At 70.6% G+C, this 16381-nt stretch carries 16 protein-coding genes and 1 pseudogene; 13 read left to right on the top strand and 4 right to left on the bottom strand.

Translation table 11 applies throughout. From position 1 onward, the window contains the following. The first annotated feature begins 1 nt into the window (after nucleotide 1). Nucleotides 2-859 carry an inositol monophosphatase family protein gene (locus PHA84_RS16185; protein ID WP_270889164.1) on the top strand — a complete coding sequence of 286 codons (858 nt, stop codon included), beginning with the start codon at nucleotides 2-4 and terminating at the stop codon, nucleotides 857-859. 10 nt (nucleotides 860-869) lie between these two features. Here the strand turns inward: PHA84_RS16185 and PHA84_RS16190 are convergent, their stop codons facing one another. After that, the gene (locus PHA84_RS16190) at nucleotides 870-1055 is read right to left on the bottom strand and encodes a hypothetical protein (RefSeq protein WP_270889165.1); all 186 of its coding nucleotides are present in this window, start codon (nucleotides 1053-1055) and stop codon (nucleotides 870-872) included. 317 nt (nucleotides 1056-1372) lie between these two features. On the opposite strand from PHA84_RS16190, the gene PHA84_RS16195 reads away from it, so the two are divergent. Genes PHA84_RS16195 through PHA84_RS16215 form a run of 5 tightly spaced genes read left to right on the top strand, consistent with a single transcriptional unit; the run spans nucleotide 1373 to nucleotide 4221 of the window. Next, complete coding sequence (locus PHA84_RS16195; protein WP_270889166.1) at nucleotides 1373-1672, top strand: DUF4193 domain-containing protein; 300 nt, start codon at nucleotides 1373-1375, stop codon at nucleotides 1670-1672. Between the two features lie 23 nt (nucleotides 1673-1695). Beyond that, a complete protein-coding gene (gene dut / locus PHA84_RS16200) occupies nucleotides 1696-2214 on the top strand; it encodes a dUTP diphosphatase (RefSeq protein WP_442952913.1) in 519 nt (172 codons plus the stop codon). Nucleotides 2215-2222: 8 nt separating this feature from the next. Beyond that, complete coding sequence (locus PHA84_RS16205; protein WP_270889168.1) at nucleotides 2223-3038, top strand: DUF3710 domain-containing protein; 816 nt, start codon at nucleotides 2223-2225, stop codon at nucleotides 3036-3038. 6 nt (nucleotides 3039-3044) lie between these two features. Continuing rightward, a complete protein-coding gene (locus PHA84_RS16210; RefSeq protein ID WP_270889169.1) occupies nucleotides 3045-3479 on the top strand; it encodes an OB-fold nucleic acid binding domain-containing protein in 435 nt (144 codons plus the stop codon). Continuing rightward, nucleotides 3469-4221: a DUF3159 domain-containing protein gene (locus PHA84_RS16215; protein WP_270889170.1), complete on the top strand. Its 753-nt coding sequence runs from the start codon at nucleotides 3469-3471 to the stop codon at nucleotides 4219-4221. Before PHA84_RS16210 ends, PHA84_RS16215 begins: the two co-directional genes overlap by 11 nt. Here the strand turns inward: PHA84_RS16215 and PHA84_RS16220 are convergent. After that, nucleotides 4194-4877, bottom strand: a complete 684-nt coding sequence (locus PHA84_RS16220; protein ID WP_270889171.1) for a potassium channel family protein — start codon at nucleotides 4875-4877, stop codon at nucleotides 4194-4196. The two genes, PHA84_RS16215 and PHA84_RS16220, sit on opposite strands and share 28 nt — an antisense overlap. A gap of 14 nt (nucleotides 4878-4891) precedes the next feature. After that, on the bottom strand, nucleotides 4892-5560 hold the full coding sequence (locus tag PHA84_RS16225) for a potassium channel family protein (protein ID WP_270889172.1): 669 nt from the start codon (nucleotides 5558-5560) through the stop codon (nucleotides 4892-4894). A gap of 127 nt (nucleotides 5561-5687) precedes the next feature. Here PHA84_RS16225 and PHA84_RS16230 point away from each other — a divergent pair, with 127 nt between their 5' ends. From PHA84_RS16230 to PHA84_RS16260, 7 genes and pseudogenes are all read left to right on the top strand, one after another. Further along, the gene (locus PHA84_RS16230; protein WP_270889193.1) at nucleotides 5688-7646 is read left to right on the top strand and encodes an APC family permease; all 1959 of its coding nucleotides are present in this window, start codon (nucleotides 5688-5690) and stop codon (nucleotides 7644-7646) included. A 16-nt stretch (nucleotides 7647-7662) separates the two neighbouring features. After that, nucleotides 7663-9000 (top strand): class I SAM-dependent RNA methyltransferase, encoded by a 1338-nt coding sequence (locus PHA84_RS16235; RefSeq protein ID WP_270889173.1) that lies wholly within the window; start codon nucleotides 7663-7665, stop codon nucleotides 8998-9000. Nucleotides 9001-9098: 98 nt separating this feature from the next. After that, nucleotides 9099-11891, top strand: a complete 2793-nt coding sequence (gene acnA / locus PHA84_RS16240; protein ID WP_270889194.1) for an aconitate hydratase AcnA — start codon at nucleotides 9099-9101, stop codon at nucleotides 11889-11891. A gap of 194 nt (nucleotides 11892-12085) precedes the next feature. Further along, entirely contained in the window at nucleotides 12086-13165 is a 1080-nt protein-coding gene (locus PHA84_RS16245; RefSeq protein ID WP_270889174.1) for a hypothetical protein, read from the top strand. 146 nt (nucleotides 13166-13311) lie between these two features. Beyond that, nucleotides 13312-13719, top strand: a pseudogene (locus PHA84_RS20835) (chaplin family protein); the annotation flags it as partial. 351 nt (nucleotides 13720-14070) lie between these two features. Next, nucleotides 14071-14544, top strand: coding sequence for a hypothetical protein (locus tag PHA84_RS16255; protein ID WP_270889176.1), 474 nt, complete (start codon nucleotides 14071-14073; stop codon nucleotides 14542-14544). Between the two features lie 192 nt (nucleotides 14545-14736). Continuing rightward, nucleotides 14737-15051 carry a hypothetical protein gene (locus tag PHA84_RS16260; protein WP_270889177.1) on the top strand — a complete coding sequence of 105 codons (315 nt, stop codon included), beginning with the start codon at nucleotides 14737-14739 and terminating at the stop codon, nucleotides 15049-15051. A 172-nt stretch (nucleotides 15052-15223) separates the two neighbouring features. Here the strand turns inward: PHA84_RS16260 and PHA84_RS16265 are convergent, their stop codons facing one another. Continuing rightward, entirely contained in the window at nucleotides 15224-16261 is a 1038-nt protein-coding gene (locus PHA84_RS16265) for a LacI family DNA-binding transcriptional regulator (protein ID WP_270889178.1), read from the bottom strand. Nucleotides 16262-16381: the final 120 nt, after the last annotated feature.

Below are 16381 nucleotides of genomic sequence, written 5' to 3' on the forward strand. Positions count from 1 at the left end.
GATGACGCTGCAGCCACCACCGGCCGAGGAGCTGGACGAGCTCGAGGACCTCTGCGTCGAGCTGGCCCGGGAAGCGGGCAGGCTCATCGTCGACGAGCGTCCCCCAGACCTGGGCGTCGCCAGGACCAAGAGCACTGCCACCGACATCGTCACCGTCATGGACCAGCGCGCGCAGGACCTGCTGCGGACCCGGATCCAGCGAGCCCGCCCCCACGACGGCTTCCTGGGCGAGGAGGAGGGCGGCGTCGCAGCACGGTCGGAGATCACCTGGGTGGTCGACCCGATCGACGGCACCGTCAACTACCTGTACGGCATCCCCGCGTACGCCGTGTCCGTGGCCGCGACCGTGGGCGACCCGACCACCGACGGGGCCTGGGCACCGGTAGCCGGTGCTGTGGTGAACCCGGTGACCGGTGAGCTGTTCCACGCTCGCCAGGGTGGGGGCGCCTGGCTGCGCACCTCCGGCGGCCCGGGCCGAAGGCTGCGGCTGGGGGAGCCGCCGACGCTGGCGCTGGCCCTGGCCGGCACGGGTTTCGGCTACGAGGCGGCACGCCGACGGTGGCAGGCACGCGTCCTGGGCGACGTGCTGCCCCAGGTTCGCGACATCCGCCGGATCGGCAGCGCGGCGCTGGACATCTGCGCCGTGGCTGCGGGCACGCTGGACTGCTACTTCGAGCGAGGCCTCAACCCCTGGGACATGGCCGCGGCGTGGGTGGTGGTGACCGAGGCAGGCGGTGTCTTCAGCGGCCTCGACGGGCACGGGCCGGGCGACCGGATGGTGGTTGCAGGCGCGCCCGGTCTGCACGCCGAGCTGGAGGCCGTCCTGAGCGCGGCAGCGGAGCGCGCTGGTCAGGAGTGACGGCCGCAGCTCAGGCGGCCGTGTAGCCCTCGAGCAGGGGGATGCGCAGGCCGTGCTCGGCTGCCACCCGCGCCAGGCCCTCGAGCTCCGCCTCGTGGACGGAGGCAAGGAAGTCGTCGCCCGCCTGGCGGGCCACCAGCAGGCAGTGGACGGCGCGCGTCGCCCGTTCGGTGATCTCGGCGAAGAGCTCGGTCATGGTGCACCCCTCTCGGTGTGACGCACACTCGCGCCACGGGTCGGTTGGGTCGGGCCGGAGGTAGGACTCTACGGGTAGGGACGCTCGCCAGACGACGTGGGTTGCGGCTGCTGCGTGAACCTTCGGTGAAGCCAGACGGCCCAGGTGCCCGGTTGACGCCGGTTTCTGGACCCGGTGCTGACCGCCCCGGCGACATAGGGCACAATCCCCGCCTGCGGTGGGCACAAAACCGCGACCACCGGCGTTAACACCGGCGACTGTCCTCCGAGCACGAGAGGACGGCAGGGTGAGAGAGAACAGGGAGAGCGACAGCGACCATGGCGACTGACTACGACGCGCCGCGCAAGACCGACGACGAGCTGTCCGAAGACTCGATCGAGGAGCTGAAGTCCCGCCGCGTCGACAAGACGGCGTCGAGCGTGGACATCGACGAGACGGAGCAGGCCGAGGGCTTCGAGCTGCCCGGTGCCGACCTTTCCGGGGAGGAGCTCTCCGTCCGGGTCATCCCCAAGCAGTATGACGAGTTCACCTGTTCGCGGTGCTTCCTCGTGCACCACCGCAGCCAGCTGGCCAGCGAGGCCAACGGCCAGATGGTGTGCCGGGAGTGCGCTGCCTGAGCATGAGCCGTGAAGGGTCCTCGATGCGCGAGCTAGGGTCAGTCCACGTGACTGACCCTTCTCTCGTCCCGGCCGCACCCGTGCGGGTGGCACTGCGACGGCTGGACCCGGGGCTTCCCGTGCCGAGCTACGCCCATCCCGGCGACGCCGGCGCCGACCTCCATGCCGCTGCCGATGTGGTCCTCGCGCCGGGGGAGCGGGCCCTCGTGGCCACCGGGGTCGCCCTCGCCATACCGGCAGGGTGGGTGGGCCTGGTGCATCCTCGGTCCGGGATGGCTGCCCGACACGGGGTCAGCATCGTCAACGCGCCCGGAACGGTCGACTCCGGCTACCGCGGCGAGGTGCTGGTGAACCTCGTCAACCTCGACCCGCGGGAGACCTTCACCGTGCGCCGGGGGGACCGCATCGCCCAGCTGCTCGTGCAGCGGGTCGCCGAGGTGGACTTCGTCGAGGTGGACTCGCTCGACGACACCTCCCGGGGGGACACTGGACATGGGGCCAGTGGCGGCTTCGGCGACCACCTCCAGACAGTGAAGGACTGAGATCACCAGTGGGTATCTTCCGACGGGCCAGAACCTCCGAGACCGCTGAGGCGTCCGCACAGGACGCCCCGGAGGTCCTCGACAGCCCCACACGGGACGGTGAGCACGACGAGACGCAGGCCTCGGCGGAGGTCCACGCCGCGGCCGCCGACGTCGGCCACAGCGAGGCGTCCTCCGTAGGCGCGTCTCAGGGGCCGTTCGACAGTGCCGAGGTCGACGTCGCCGACGACGGGCGGCTGGACCTCGGAGCCCTGCGGATCATGGGTGTTCCGGGCATGGAGCTGCGGCTGGAGGTCGACGAGAGCGCCGGCCAGGTCGTCGCGGCCACCGCGGTCATCGCGGACTCCGCGGTCCAGATCCAGGCCTTCGCGGCACCCCGCACCATGGGGATCTGGGACGAGATCCGCCACGAGATCGCCGAGTCCATCCTGAGCCAGGGCGGCACTGCCGACGAGGCCACCGGCCCGCTGGGCACGGAGCTGCGGACACGTATGCCGTCCGCCGGGCCGGACGGTCGAACCGTGTTCGCCCCGGCCCGCTTCACCGGCGTGGACGGCCCGCGCTGGTTCCTCCGGGCCGTCTTCTCCGGCCGTGCGGCGAACGACGAAGAGGCGGCGGCGCCCTTGCTCGAGGTCGTCCGCAACACCGTGGTGGTGCGCGGGGACGCCGCCATGGCTCCTCGCGAGATGCTGATGCTCACGCTGCCGGAGCAGGCGCAGGCGCCAGTCGACGCCGGCGAGGCGGATGATGGCGCGCATCACCACGTCCACGCCGACGACCTGAGGCCGTTCGAGCGTGGCCCCGAGATCACCGAGATCAGGTAGGCAACCATGGCTCAGGACACCGCCCACACCTCCGACGCAGGGTCTGCCGGAACCACTACCCAGCCCCACCGCAGGTCCGCCTTGGGGCGGCTTGGGGAGCGTCTGACGAAGTCCGTCACCCAGCTCGAGGCGGACGAGCTCCGCGAGGACTCCCAGCGGATGGGCTGTACCCCGATGTGCGACCTCAGGGACCGCCAGGAGGCCACCGTCTCCGGGACCGTCCGAGCCGTGACGCTGCGCCCCCGGGTCAACGTGCCGGCCCTGGTCGTCGACCTCTACGACGGCAGCCGCACGATCAACCTCGTCTGGCTGGGCCGCCGCACCATCGGAGGCATCGAGCCGGGGACGTACCTGCGCGCCACCGGCCGGGTGACCTACAGCCGCGGCGTACCGACGATCTTCAACCCTGCCTACGAGATCGTGCCGGTGCGTGCCCACTGACCCCGGCACCGCCGCCACGGACCCCACCGACCCCGGGGCGACCACCGACCTCACCGGCGCGCAGCAGACCGTCGAACAGGTCATCCGGCAGCGGCTGTCCCGTGCCCTGGGCGGATGGCGCGGCTCGGTCGAGACGGCGCTGCCGACCGTCGCCTTCGTCCTGGTCTGGACCTGGCGCAAGGACGTGCTCACGGCCGTGCTGGCCACCGGGGCCGTCGCCGTGGTTCTGGCCGTGGTCCGCCTTGCCCAGCGCCAGAGCCTCCAGTTCGTGCTGTCCGCAGTGGTCCCCACCGCCATCGCCGCGTTCTTCGTCCTGCGCACAGGCCGCGCCCAGGACGCCTTCCTGCCCGGCATCCTGTGGAACGCCGCCCTGACCGTCCTGGGCCTGGTGTCCGTGGTGGTGCGGTGGCCCCTCGTGGGCTTCATGGTCGGAGCCGGTGACCCGAGGGCCGCAGACGACCCCGTCGCCTGGCGCCGCGACTCAGGAGTGGTGCGGGTGTGCCAGCGCCTGACCCTCGTCATGGTGGCGGCGTTCGTCGTGCGGGTGGCGGTCATGGCCCCGCTGTACCTCGCCGGCGAGGTCACCTGGCTCGGCGTCGCCAAGGTCGCACTGGGCTGGCCGCTCTGGCTGGCTGCGGTGGCGGTGATGGCCGCGATGCTGCTGCGCGGCAGCACACCGCAGGAGCTCTCAGTGGCCGGCTCGCAGGCGGAGGGTCACTCCGCCCCGCGCGGCACCCGCTGACCCGGGCTCAGCATCGCTTCCAGCTCGTCCTCCGACTCAGGGGTGGAGATGAACAGCAGCTCGTCGTGCGGCTCCAGCGAGTCGTCGCGGCTGGGCGCGATCGGATGGTCCTCGCGGATGATCCCGACGAGCACCGTCTCCCCGGGGAAGTCGACGTCGCCGACGCGCTTGCCGGCGTAGGGGCTGTCCGCCGGGAGAGTGAGCTCGACCATGGTCGCCTTGCCCTGCTGGAACTGGAAGATCCGCACGAGGTCGCCGACGCTGACCGCCTCCTCGACGAGCGCGGTCATCAGGCGCGGCGTGGACACCGCGACGTCGACGCCCCAGGCCTCGTCGAACATCCACTCGTTCTTGGGGTTGTTGACGCGCGCGACCGTGCGCGGAACCCCGAACTCCGTCTTGGCGAGCAGGGACACCACGAGGTTCACCTTGTCGTCGCCCGTGGCGGCGACGACCACGTCACAGTCGGCAAGGCCCGCCTCGTGGAGTGCCGTGATCTCACACGCGTCGGCGAGGAGCCAGTTGGCCTCGGGCACCTTGCTGGACTGGATGTCCTTGCGCTCCTTGTCCATCAGCAGCACCTGATGACCGTTGTGCAGGAGCTCGCGGGCGATCGAGCGACCGACGCTCCCGGCCCCGGCGATGACGACGCGCATGCTGCTTCCTTCGTTCAGTGGTCGGCCGTGACGGGGGCCGCGTCGAGGATGCCCTCCACGGTGGGCAGCTCGGTGGCGATGGTGGCCAGGTGCAGCAGGTCGCCCTCCTGGAAGACGGTGTCCGGGCCGGGCAGCATCCCCGAGCCCAACCGAGTCAGGTACGCCGCCCGTGCGCCGGTCGCTTCCTCGAGGTCGGTGATGCGGTGGCCGACCCAGGCGGGGTTCACCGTCACCTCGGCGACCACGACGTGGCCTGAGGGGTCGGTCAGCTCGGGGACGTGCCCCTGTGGCAGCAGCCGTCGCAGCATCTGGTCGGAGGTCCAGCGCACCGTCGCCACCGTAGGGATGCCCAGCCGCTGGTAGACCTCCGCGCGGCCGGGGTCGTAGATGCGGGCCACCACGTGCTCGACGCCGAAGGTCTCCCGGGCCACCCGGGCGGCCAGGATGTTGGAGTTGTCACCGCTGGAGACCGCGGCGAAGGCGTACGCCTCGCTGATCCCGGCGGCGACCAGGGTGTCGCGGTCGAACCCGATGCCGGTCACCCGTCGCCCCTCGAAGGTGGACCCCAGGCGGCGGAAGGCAGACTCCTCCTGGTCGATCACGGCGACGTCATGGCCTTGGCTCTCCAGGCTGTGGGCGAGGGAGGAGCCGACGCGCCCGCAGCCCATGATGACGAAATGCACGACGCCGACGCTACACCGCGGCCAAGAGCCGGCGCAGGGCGCCGCGCAGCGGCCAGGGGCGCGGCCTAGAGTGTTGGCCGTGCCAACCTCTGGACGTGTCCTCAAGCGCGTCATCCTGGGCCGCGCGATGCGCAGCGACCGTCTCGGCGAGACCCTGCTGCCGAAGAAGCTCGCCCTCCCGATCTTCGCGAGCGACGCGCTCTCCTCCGTGGCCTACGCGCCCGACGAGATCTTCCTGACCCTCGGCCTGGCCGGTGGCGTGCTGGCCCTGATGCACTCCTGGCAGATCGGGCTGTGCGTCGTCTTCGTCATGCTCGTGGTCGTCGCCTCGTACCGCCAGAACGTGCACGCATACCCCTCGGGGGGTGGCGACTACGAGGTCGCCAACACCAACCTGGGGCCCAAGGCCGGGCTGACCGTAGCCGCCGCGCTGCTGGTGGACTACGTCCTCACCGTCGCGGTGTCCATCTCCTCGGGCGTGCAGAACGCCGCGGCGGCGCTGCCCTTCATGCGCGGCCACGAGGTCGTGGTCGCCGTCGGCCTGGTCCTGGTGCTGACCGCGATGAACCTGCGAGGGGTCCGCGAGTCCGGCACGGCCTTCGCCTTCCCCGTGTACCTCTTCATGGTGAGCGTCATCGGTATGGGGCTGGTCGGGCTGGTCCGTGAGGTCAGCGGCACCCTGCCGCGGGCCGAGAGCGCGTCACTCACGCTGGCTCCGGAGGCGGGCTACGGGTCTCTCGGCCAGTTCGCGCTGCTCTTTCTGCTGCTGAGGGCCTTCTCCTCGGGCTGTGCCGCGCTGACCGGCGTCGAGGCCATCTCCAACGGGGTCCCGGCGTTCAAGAAGCCGAAGAGCCGCAACGCCGCGACGACGCTGCTCATGATGGGGCTGATCGCCGTCACCATGCTGATGTCGATGATCACGCTGGCCAAGTGGACCGGGATCAAGTACGCCGAGCGTCCTGCCACGCAGCTCCTCCGGGACGGCAAGGCGGTGGGCAACGGGTACGTGCAGGACACGATCATGGGCCAGGTGGCGAAGGCGGTGTTCCAGGGCTTCCATCCCGGCGTCGTCCTCGTCTCGATCGTCGCGGGGCTGATCCTCATCCTGGCGGCCAACACGGCGTTCAACGGGTTCCCGGTCCTGGCGTCGATCCTCGCCAAGGACGGGTACCTGCCCCGGCAGCTGCACACCCGAGGTGACCGGCTGGCCTTCTCCAACGGCATCCTGATCCTGGCCGGCGCGGCGGCGTTCCTCATCGTCCTGTACCACGCCGAGGTCACCAAGCTGATCCAGCTCTACATCGTGGGGGTCTTCGTCTCCTTCACGCTCAGCCAGATCGGCATGATCCGGCACTGGAACCGCCACCTTCGGGTCGAGCGCGATGCCGCCGTCCGGGCCCGGATGATGCGCAGCAGGGTGATCAACGCGGTCGGCGCGACGATGTCGGGCGTGGTGCTGCTGGTCGTCCTGGCGACGAAGTTCGTCCACGGAGCGGGCTACGCCATCGCCGCCATGGTCGTCCTCTTCTTCATCATGGTGCGCATCCACCGGCACTACGACCGCGTGCGCGCCGAGCTCCGCGTCTCCGACGACGACCTCGACGCGCAGATGCTGCCGAGCCGAGTGCATGCCATCGTCCTCGTCTCCAAGATCCACAAGCCGACGCTGCGCGCCCTCGCGTACGCCCGTGCCACCCGGCCGTCCAAGCTCGAGGCGATCACGGTCAACGTCGAGCCGGACGAGACCGCCGCCCTGCAGGCGGAGTGGGACCGGCGGGACATCCCGGTGCCCCTCAAAGCCCTGGACTCTCCCTATCGCGAGATCACCCGTCCGGTCGTCGAGTACGTGAAGTCGCTGAGGTCCGGCCATCCTCGCGACGTCGTCGTCGTCTACATCCCGGAGTACGTGCTGGGCAAGTGGTACGAGCAGGTGCTGCACAACCAGAGTGCCTTGCGGCTCAAGGGCCGGCTGCTCTTCACCCCCGGAGTCATGGTGGCCAGCGTTCCGTGGCAGCTCGCGTCCTCCGAGGGCCAGGAGGAGCGGTTCGACGGCCCCACCGCGGGTTCCGTGCGTCTGGGCCAGTGACCGTGCGTCTGGGCCAGTGACCGCGGCGGACGCGGGCGAGCTCGCGGCAGGGGACGTCGTCGAGCTCGACGTGGGAGCGGTGGCCCACGGTGGCTTCTGCGTGGCCAGGCACGGGGGCCGCGTGGTGTTCGTGCGCCACGCCCTGCCCGGGGAGCGCGTGCGCGCAGAGGTGACCGAGGCTCGCGCGGGCCAGCGCTTCGTCAGGGCGGACTGCGTGGAGGTGCTCTCGGCAAGCCCCCATCGGGTCGAGGAGCCCTGCCCGTATGCGAAGCCGGGGCTCTGCGGCGGCTGCGACTTCCAGCATGCCGACCTGGCCTACCAGCGCGAGCTGAAGACCATGGTGGTGCGGGAGCAGTTCGAACGGCTCGCGGGCCGCACCGTCGGCGTGCAGGTCGAGCCGGTCCCCGGGGACACCCATGGTCTGGGTTGGCGGACCCGCGTGGAGTTCGCCGTGGACGCCGCCGGTCGTGCCGGCCTTCACCGACACCGGTCCCACGCCGTCGTGCCCGTCGACACCTGCCTCATCGCCGACCCTCGGATCGTCGAGACGGGCGTCCTGGGTCACGACTGGACCGGCGAGGCGGCGGTAGACGTCGTGGCGCCGTCAGCCGGTCAAGCGGTCGTCGTGCCGGTGCCGTCGGGAGAGGAGCAGGCCCCTGCGGTCGTGGAAGCAGTGACGGGACACCGGTTCTCGGGCCGGTTCGAGGTCGGAGCCCGGGGCTTCTGGCAGGTGCATCCGGGTGCCGCCGGCACGTTCGTCGACACCGTCTTGGAGATGCTGGAGCCGCGGCTGGGGGAGACCGCCCTCGACCTCTACGCCGGTGTCGGCCTCTTCGCCGCAGCCCTGGGCGCTGCGGTCGGGCCGCAGGGCAGGGTGGTGGCGGTGGAGTCCGACACGGCTGCGGTGCAGGCGGCGCAGCTCAACCTGGCGGCGTACCCCGCGGTGCTCGTGCGGGCACGGGTGGACGACGCCTTCGGGGTGGCCCGTCCTCGGCGTTCCGGCCCGGCGCCCCGGCGCGTGTCGCGGCCCCGCAAGACCAGGCGCCATCCTCTCCTTCCCCTTCAGGCCGACCTCGTTGTGCTGGACCCACCGCGCACCGGTGCGGGACGCCTCGTGCTGCGGCAGGTGGCGGAGCTGCGACCGCGAGCGGTGGTGTACGTCGCCTGCGACCCCGCGGCGCTGGCCCGCGACACCGCCTTCCTCGCCGAGTCCGGCTACGAGCTCGTGGCGCTGCGCGCCTTCGACGCCTTCCCCATGACGCACCACGTCGAGTGCGTAGCCCACTTCGAGCCGCGCCCCGAGACCGCACTTTCGCCGCGGCCGGCATTGGACGAGGATCGGACGGAGGGCTGACCGAGTAGCGGTCCTCGTGATATCTTGATATCAAGATAAATCGCGATCGACAGCATTGTGCAGTGACGCACACGTTCCGAGCATCGAAGGAGCAGGCAGTGGCCAGCACGAACAGCTTCAACGCCCACGGTGAACTCAAGGTCGGTGACAGCTCCTACGAGGTCTACCGGCTCTCGGCTGTCGAAGGGAGCGAGTCCCTGCCGTACAGCCTGAAGGTGCTGTTGGAGAACCTCCTGCGCACCGAGGACGGCGCCAACATCACCGCCGACCACATCCGCGCCGTGGGCGGCTGGGACCAGAACGCCGACCCCGACACCGAGATCCAGTTCACGCCGGCCCGCGTGATCATGCAGGACTTCACGGGTGTGCCGTGCGTTGTCGACCTCGCCACCATGCGGGAGGCCGTCGCCGACCTCGGTGGAGACCCAGCCAAGATCAACCCGCTCAGCCCGGCGGAGATGGTCATCGACCACTCGGTGATCATCGACGTCTTCGGCCGGGCCGACGCCTTCGAGAAGAACGTGGAGATCGAGTACCAGCGCAACCACGAGCGCTACCAGTTCCTGCGGTGGGGCCAGACCGCGTTCGACGACTTCAAGGTCGTGCCGCCGGGTACCGGCATCGTGCACCAGGTCAACATCGAGCACCTGGCCCGCACGGTGATGGTGCGCGACGGGGTCGCGTACCCCGACACCTGTGTCGGCACGGACTCGCACACCACCATGGTGAACGGGCTCGGCGTACTGGGCTGGGGCGTCGGCGGCATCGAGGCCGAGGCGGCGATGCTGGGCCAGCCCGTGTCGATGCTGATCCCGCGCGTGGTCGGGTTCAAGCTCTCAGGCCAGATCCCTCCCGGCGCAACGGCGACCGATGTCGTGCTGACCATCACCGAGATGCTGCGCCAGCATGGCGTCGTCGGGAAGTTCGTCGAGTTCTACGGCGAGGGGGTGAGTGCTGTGCCGCTCGCCAACCGCGCCACGATCGGGAACATGAGCCCGGAGTTCGGCTCCACGTGCGCCATCTTCCCCATCGACGACGTGACCCTCGAGTACCTGCGCCTGACCGGTCGCTCCGAGGAGTCGGTGGCACTGGTCGAGGCGTACGCCAAGGAGCAGGGCATGTGGCTGCACGCCGGGCCCGACCAGCCCGAGGCGCGCTACTCCGAGTACCTGGAGCTCGACCTCTCGACGGTCGTACCGTCCATCGCCGGGCCGAAGCGCCCGCAGGACCGCATCGCCCTCACCGACGCGAAGGCGGCCTTCCGGAAGGTCCTGCCCACCTATGTCTCCCACGAGGAGGGCGACGCCGGTCTGGCCACCAGCTTCCCGGCGAGCGACCCCTCGCCCCAAGGCAGTGGCGACGGGGCCAACGGTGGCGACAGGCCCGCGGACCAGGGGGACGGCGCCGGCCGCCCGTCGCGTCCGGTCACGGTCACCACGTCTGAGGGCGGATCCTTCGAGATCGACCACGGCATCGTCTCGATCGCCTCCATCACCAGCTGCACCAACACCTCGAACCCCTCGGTCATGATGGCGGCCGCCATGCTGGCCCGGAACGCGGTCGACCGTGGCCTCACGGTGGCGCCGTGGGTGAAGACCTCGATGGCGCCAGGCTCGAAGGTGGTCTCCGACTACTACGAGAAGGCCGGCATGTGGCCGTATCTCGAGAAGCTCGGGTTCCACCTCGTCGGCTACGGCTGCACGACGTGCATCGGCAACTCGGGGCCTTTGTCCGACGAGATCTCCAAGGCCATCAACGACAACGACCTCGCCGTCGTGTCGGTGCTGTCGGGCAACCGCAACTTCGAGGGCCGGATCAACCCGGACGTGAAGATGAACTACCTGGCCTCGCCGCCACTGGTCATCGCGTACGCGCTGGCCGGGACGATGGACTTCGACTTCGACAGCGAGCCGCTGGGCCAGGACACGGACGGCAAGGACGTCTTCCTGAAGGACATCTGGCCGACGCCCGACGACGTCGAGCGGACCATCGCCGAGTCGATCAGCCAGGAGATGTTCACCAAGGACTATGCCGACGTGTTCGCCGGTGACGAGCGGTGGCGTTCACTGCCCACCCCGGAGGGCAAGACCTTCGAGTGGGCGGAGGACTCGACGTACGTCCGCAAGCCGCCGTACTTCGACGGCATGGAGCTGGAGCCGGCTCCGGTCCAGGACATCGCCGGCGCGCGCGTGCTCGCCAAGCTGGGTGACTCTGTGACGACGGACCACATCAGCCCGGCGGGGTCGATCAAAGCGGACAGCCCGGCAGGCAAGTACCTGGCGGCCCACGGGATCGAGCGCAAGGACTTCAACTCGTACGGCTCGCGGCGAGGCAACCACGAGGTGATGATCCGCGGCACCTTCGCCAACATCAGGCTCAAGAACCTGCTGCTGGACGGGGTCGAGGGTGGCTTCACCCGCAACTTCCTCGCCGGTGGCGAGCAGACGACGATCTTCGAGGCGTCCGCCGCGTACCAGGAGGCCGGCGTGCCCCTGGTGATCCTGGCGGGCAAGGAGTACGGGTCGGGCTCCTCCCGCGACTGGGCTGCGAAGGGCACGCGCCTCCTGGGCGTGCGGGCCGTGGTCGCGGAGAGCTACGAGCGGATCCACCGCTCGAACCTCATCGGTATGGGCGTCATCCCCCTGCAGTTCCCCGAGGGGGAGTCGGCCGACTCCCTCGGCTTGGACGGCACGGAGACGTTCTCGGTCAGCGGCATCACCGCTCTGAACGACGGCACCACGCCGCGTACGGTCACGGTCCGGGCAGAGAAGGGGGGCGGCGAGGCGGTGGCGTTCGACGCCGTGGTGCGGATCGACACCCCTGGGGAGGCGGACTACTACCGAAACGGCGGGATCCTGCAGTATGTCCTCCGCTCGCTGGTGAGCGGCTGACGCAGCTCAGCCTCCTGTGCCCTGCAGAGCACGACTCGACCAGGTCCGGCCATCCGTACGGAGGGCCGGACCTGGTCTTCGTCTACGGCGGGCCTTCGGCCGTCGTTGGGCTTGCGTCGGGCCCGGTTGCATGCTCAACTCGTCGTAGTCATAGGAGTGAGGACCCTTGAGCCGGGGAGCTTGGGGATCATCGCATGTCGGCGAGCAGGAGGGTGCAGAGCCTTCTCAGGCTTGCGTTGGCCGCTGCGTCCCTGTGCTTGGCCTGGATGGTGCTGAGCCCTTCCCAGGCGCATGCGTCGGAGCGGCCGAAGCTGCCTCTCGCCGATGCCATCTCGCTGGTGGGCAGGGACCTCGCGCCATCCACCGTGACGGCCCCGCTGACGTCCGAGCCGACCGCCGACCTCGTCGTCGGCTCGGCGGCGCGCCCGTTGAAGGGGCGTCCCGTGGCGACGAAGCCGCAGCGGTCGTCACACCCCCATCTGGCGGCGGTGCGCCACGCGCCGGTCCCCGGGTCCGGGGGTGCCGCGGCGCACCAGGTGCCTGGCACCCGGGGGGTGGTCCCGCCGACTCAGACAGTGGCGCGACCGCTGACCCACCGCGTCAAGGGCCATGTCAGGCCCACGGGGGGACGGTACCTGGCGCCGCACGTGGTGGACAGCACGACGACGGCAGTCTCCGGGGTCGTCGCAGAGGTCTACAGCCTTCTCGCGGTGGCCCTCGACGAGCCGCTACCGGAGGTCCTGCCGAAGCCACTGGCGGGGATCGTGGGGAGACCGGTCGCCCAGATCCTGCCCAAGCCGCTCGCCCAGATCCTGCCCAAGCCTGAGGCCGAGGTCCTCGGTCTGGTGCCCACGACCGGTGTTCCACGGCTCGACGCAGGGTCCGGCACTGCACTTGGGTTCCTCGAGCACTCCACCTCGTCAGGGAGGCTGGGGGCGGCTCACGGGTGGGCCCTGTCCGTTGACCTCGAGGGGCGTGTCCCCCGCAAAGGGCAAGCTGGCCATGCCGGAGCAGCGCACGCGATGTCGGAACTCAGCCGGCCCCCTCGAGTCGGGCCCAGTGGCCTCGAGGGCGAGAGCCCCGGTCGAGTGCCGACCTCCCCTTCGCAGCCTTCGCCAGCCCCAGCCGCCGGCGCGCAGACCAGCACGGACACCGACTCAGCGAGCCTCGCCCGAGCGGTCGTGCTCGACGCGGGCGGGCTGGCGTATCCCGGCGGCCGGAGCGACGTTCCCTTCGCCGCACTACCCGAAGGACCTGGCTCTCGCCCCGACTGAGTGCGTGCCGGGCGCTGTGACAGTGCCCCGCCGTAGCGCCGCCGATGGCGGTGTGTCCACACGCAGCTCAGGGAGGAAAGACCATGCACGCATATGTTCGGCGAGGGCTCCAAGTGGCCCTCCTGGCCGGCGGAGGTGTCCTGTTCATGGCAGGCCACGCCTCGGCCGACGAAACGACCACCGGGGCCGCAAGTGCCCTCGGTGGCAACCAGGCGACCGTCGCGGTGGCGGCGCCTGTGACGGCAACGGGTAACACTGTCGCCGTCCTCGGCGACTCGCGGTCGTCTGGAACCACTGCTCCGCAGCAGTCCTCACCGTCGACCCAGGCGTCTCGGAGCACCACCACGGGCGCTGGTTCGGCGGGTGGCGGGAACCAGGCGTCGGCGCCGGTGAGCGCGCCCGTGACGGCCGCTGGCAACGCGGTGGCCGTGGGCGGCGACGCGACCAGCACTCGCGCGTCGAGCGGTTCGGGCGGCTCGACGCCTTCTGGACCTTCGACGGCGGGTTCGTCGACGACCGGCTCTCGGTCCGTCGCCGGTGGGAACCAGGCGTCGGCGCCGGTAAGCGCACCGGTGACGGCCGCTGGCAACGCGGTGGCGGTGGGCGGCGACGCGACCAGCACTCGCGCGTCGAGTGGTTCGGGCGGCTCGACGCCTCCTGGACCTTCGACGGCGGGTTCGTCGACGACCGGCTCTCGGTCTGTCGCCGGTGGGAACCAGCCGTCGGCGCCGGTGAGCGCACCGGTCACCACCGCTGGCAACGCGGTGGCGGTGGGCGGCGACGCGACCAGCACTCGGGCGTCGAGTGGTTCGGGCGGCTCCACGCCTTCCGGCAGCTCCACGGGTTCCGGCTCCTCGACGACAGGTCCCTCCACGCCGCGTCAGACCACGACAGGTGCCGACTCGGTGGCTGGTGGGAACCAGGTGGCAGTCCCGGTGAACGCGCCGGTGACGGCCGGTGGGAGCTCGGTGGCCGTGGGCGGTGACGCCACCAGCACCGGTGCATCTACGGCACCTCCTGGCGGACCCGTGCCCGGTGCCGTCGGCGGCGGTGCAGGAGGAGGCAACGACGTAGGCCCGGTTCCTGCCGGAGCGGGCGGAACCGGCGGAACCGGCGGAGCCGCGGGATCCGGGAACGGGTCTGTCGCCGCGGGCGCGGGCGGTCCGATGGCCGACGGCCTCCTCGGCGGAGGGGTCGCCAGCGGTGACAGCGCCTTGGCGCTCGCCCCAGCCTCAGCGATTCCGGCAGTCGCGCAGGCCACGGCTCTGGCCATGACCGGCGACGACCCGTGGCGAACCTCGGCGCTCGCACTGCTGCTCTGCTGCCTCGGACTCGCAGTGCACAGCACGAGCCGCAGGAGGGTGGCTGCCACCGCGTGACGTGAGATCAACCGCTGCGAGGGGTCGGAGGATGTCGTAGGATCGAACACATGTTCGATCTGACCGCCTTCATCGATGGAGGCGGCCCCGAGGGACGGGGGCAGGGCGGTGGCCAGCCAGACCCGGCGGACTAGTCCCGGCAACGGGGCTGTTCCGCCGGGCTGGCCGCCGCTCGTGCCGCCGCCTGAGACCGTGGGCTGGCAGGTGCCGGCCGTCTCGTGGCTGTTGGACTTCTGTCCCGCGGACTACCGCTCGTACGCCGGCTGGCGCAGGCAGCCGGTTGCGCTCGCCTGGGTCACCACCCGGCACATCGACGCTCAGCTCGTCGCCATGCGACAGGCCTACCGCGAGGTGCGAGTCGAGCTCGGGGACCACCTCACCACCGAAGGTCTGGAGCAGGTGTTCGCCGACCTGGAGGCCGAAGGCGTCCGGCTGCTCGCCGCCCGGCGCAGCGCGGGACTGGTGTATGACGCGTTGCAGGGCAAGCGTTATGTGCCGCGCCTGTGACGACGGGGCCGCCGAGGGTGGGGCATGCCTCCAGAGGAGCTGTCTTGGTCGCAGCCGCGTTTGATGGAGTACGTCCCCCGCCCGCAGGGGGTCGGGCGGGGGACGTACGTCAGGCCGACTGGGCGTGCTGTCTCGGGGTTCGCGAACACGCCCAGCCGGGGCTCGGTGCCGGTCAGGCAGCCTCGAAACTGCTGCTCGACCTGATGATCAAGGAGGGTGAGAGCAAGGCGCTCAGCGACGAGTCACTCCCTGCTTGGTGGAGGATCCGCCACGCGTGGTGGGCGGCTTCGTGCAGCGGCTGACGAAGGCTGGTCAGGCGCAGAGCCTCGGCCACGGTGCTGTCGTCGAAGCCGACGAGCCCGACGTCACGTCCAGCCTCCAGCCCGCGGCCGCGCAGCGATCGCATGGCTCCGAGGGCCAGCATGTCGGACGCGCACAGCAGCGCCGCCGTCCCGTCGAGCGGAGCCAGCCGGTCGAGCAGGCCGTTCGCTGCCCGAGTGGCGTCCATCAGCTCGTCCCGGGTGTATCCGGCGAGGGGCTCTTCGGCGAGCCCTGCCTCGGCCAGCGCGGCCAGCCACCCACGACGACGGTCGTCACCCAAAGGTGACCCCGACTCCCAGCCGAGGTAGGCCACTCGCTCATACCCCATGGCGAGCAGGTGCCGCACGGCCATCTCCATGCCGGCGCGACCGTCCACGTCGACCCACCGACCCAGCTCGGGGGAGTCCCACATGCGGCCGAAGCTGACGAAGGGCACCTCGTTGTCCACCAGCCACCTCGGGCGTGGGTCCTCACGCAGCGTGTCGGTGATGACGAAGCCGTCCACCAGCCCTGTGCCGAGGAGCCGTTCGTACCCCGTGATCGGGTTCTCTGCCTCCGATGCGAAGGTCACGAGGTGGCTGTTGTATCCGGGCGCCGCCACCGTGAGCTCCACGAGGAAGCCGTCGACGATGTGGCCCATGCGTCGGGCCGCTGACGGGTTCACCTCGAACCCGTAGGCCCGCGCCAGATGGCGTCTCAGCTGCTGGGCCGCAGCGTTCGGGGTGAATCCCAGGCGCTCGATCTCCTGCCGCACCCTCGCCAGAGTGGGGGAGGCCACCCGTTCGGGGTTGTTCAGCACGTTGCTGACCGTCTGCCGGGAGACGCCGGCCGCCTGCGCCACGTCGACGATCGTGGCCCGCGGCCGAGCGAGGTCCCGACCCTGTGTCACCTGCTGCACCTCCCGGCCTGTTCGTACGAGCCGTAGAGCGGGCAGCCCACGACGAATGGTGATTTGATCGTTCAAATCCAGAGACTGCCCGACCCCTCGCGAGGCGTCAAGGTGGTCGGC

This window comes from Pedococcus sp. 5OH_020 (assembly GCF_027812955.1).
Classification (GTDB): domain Bacteria; phylum Actinomycetota; class Actinomycetes; order Actinomycetales; family Dermatophilaceae; genus Pedococcus.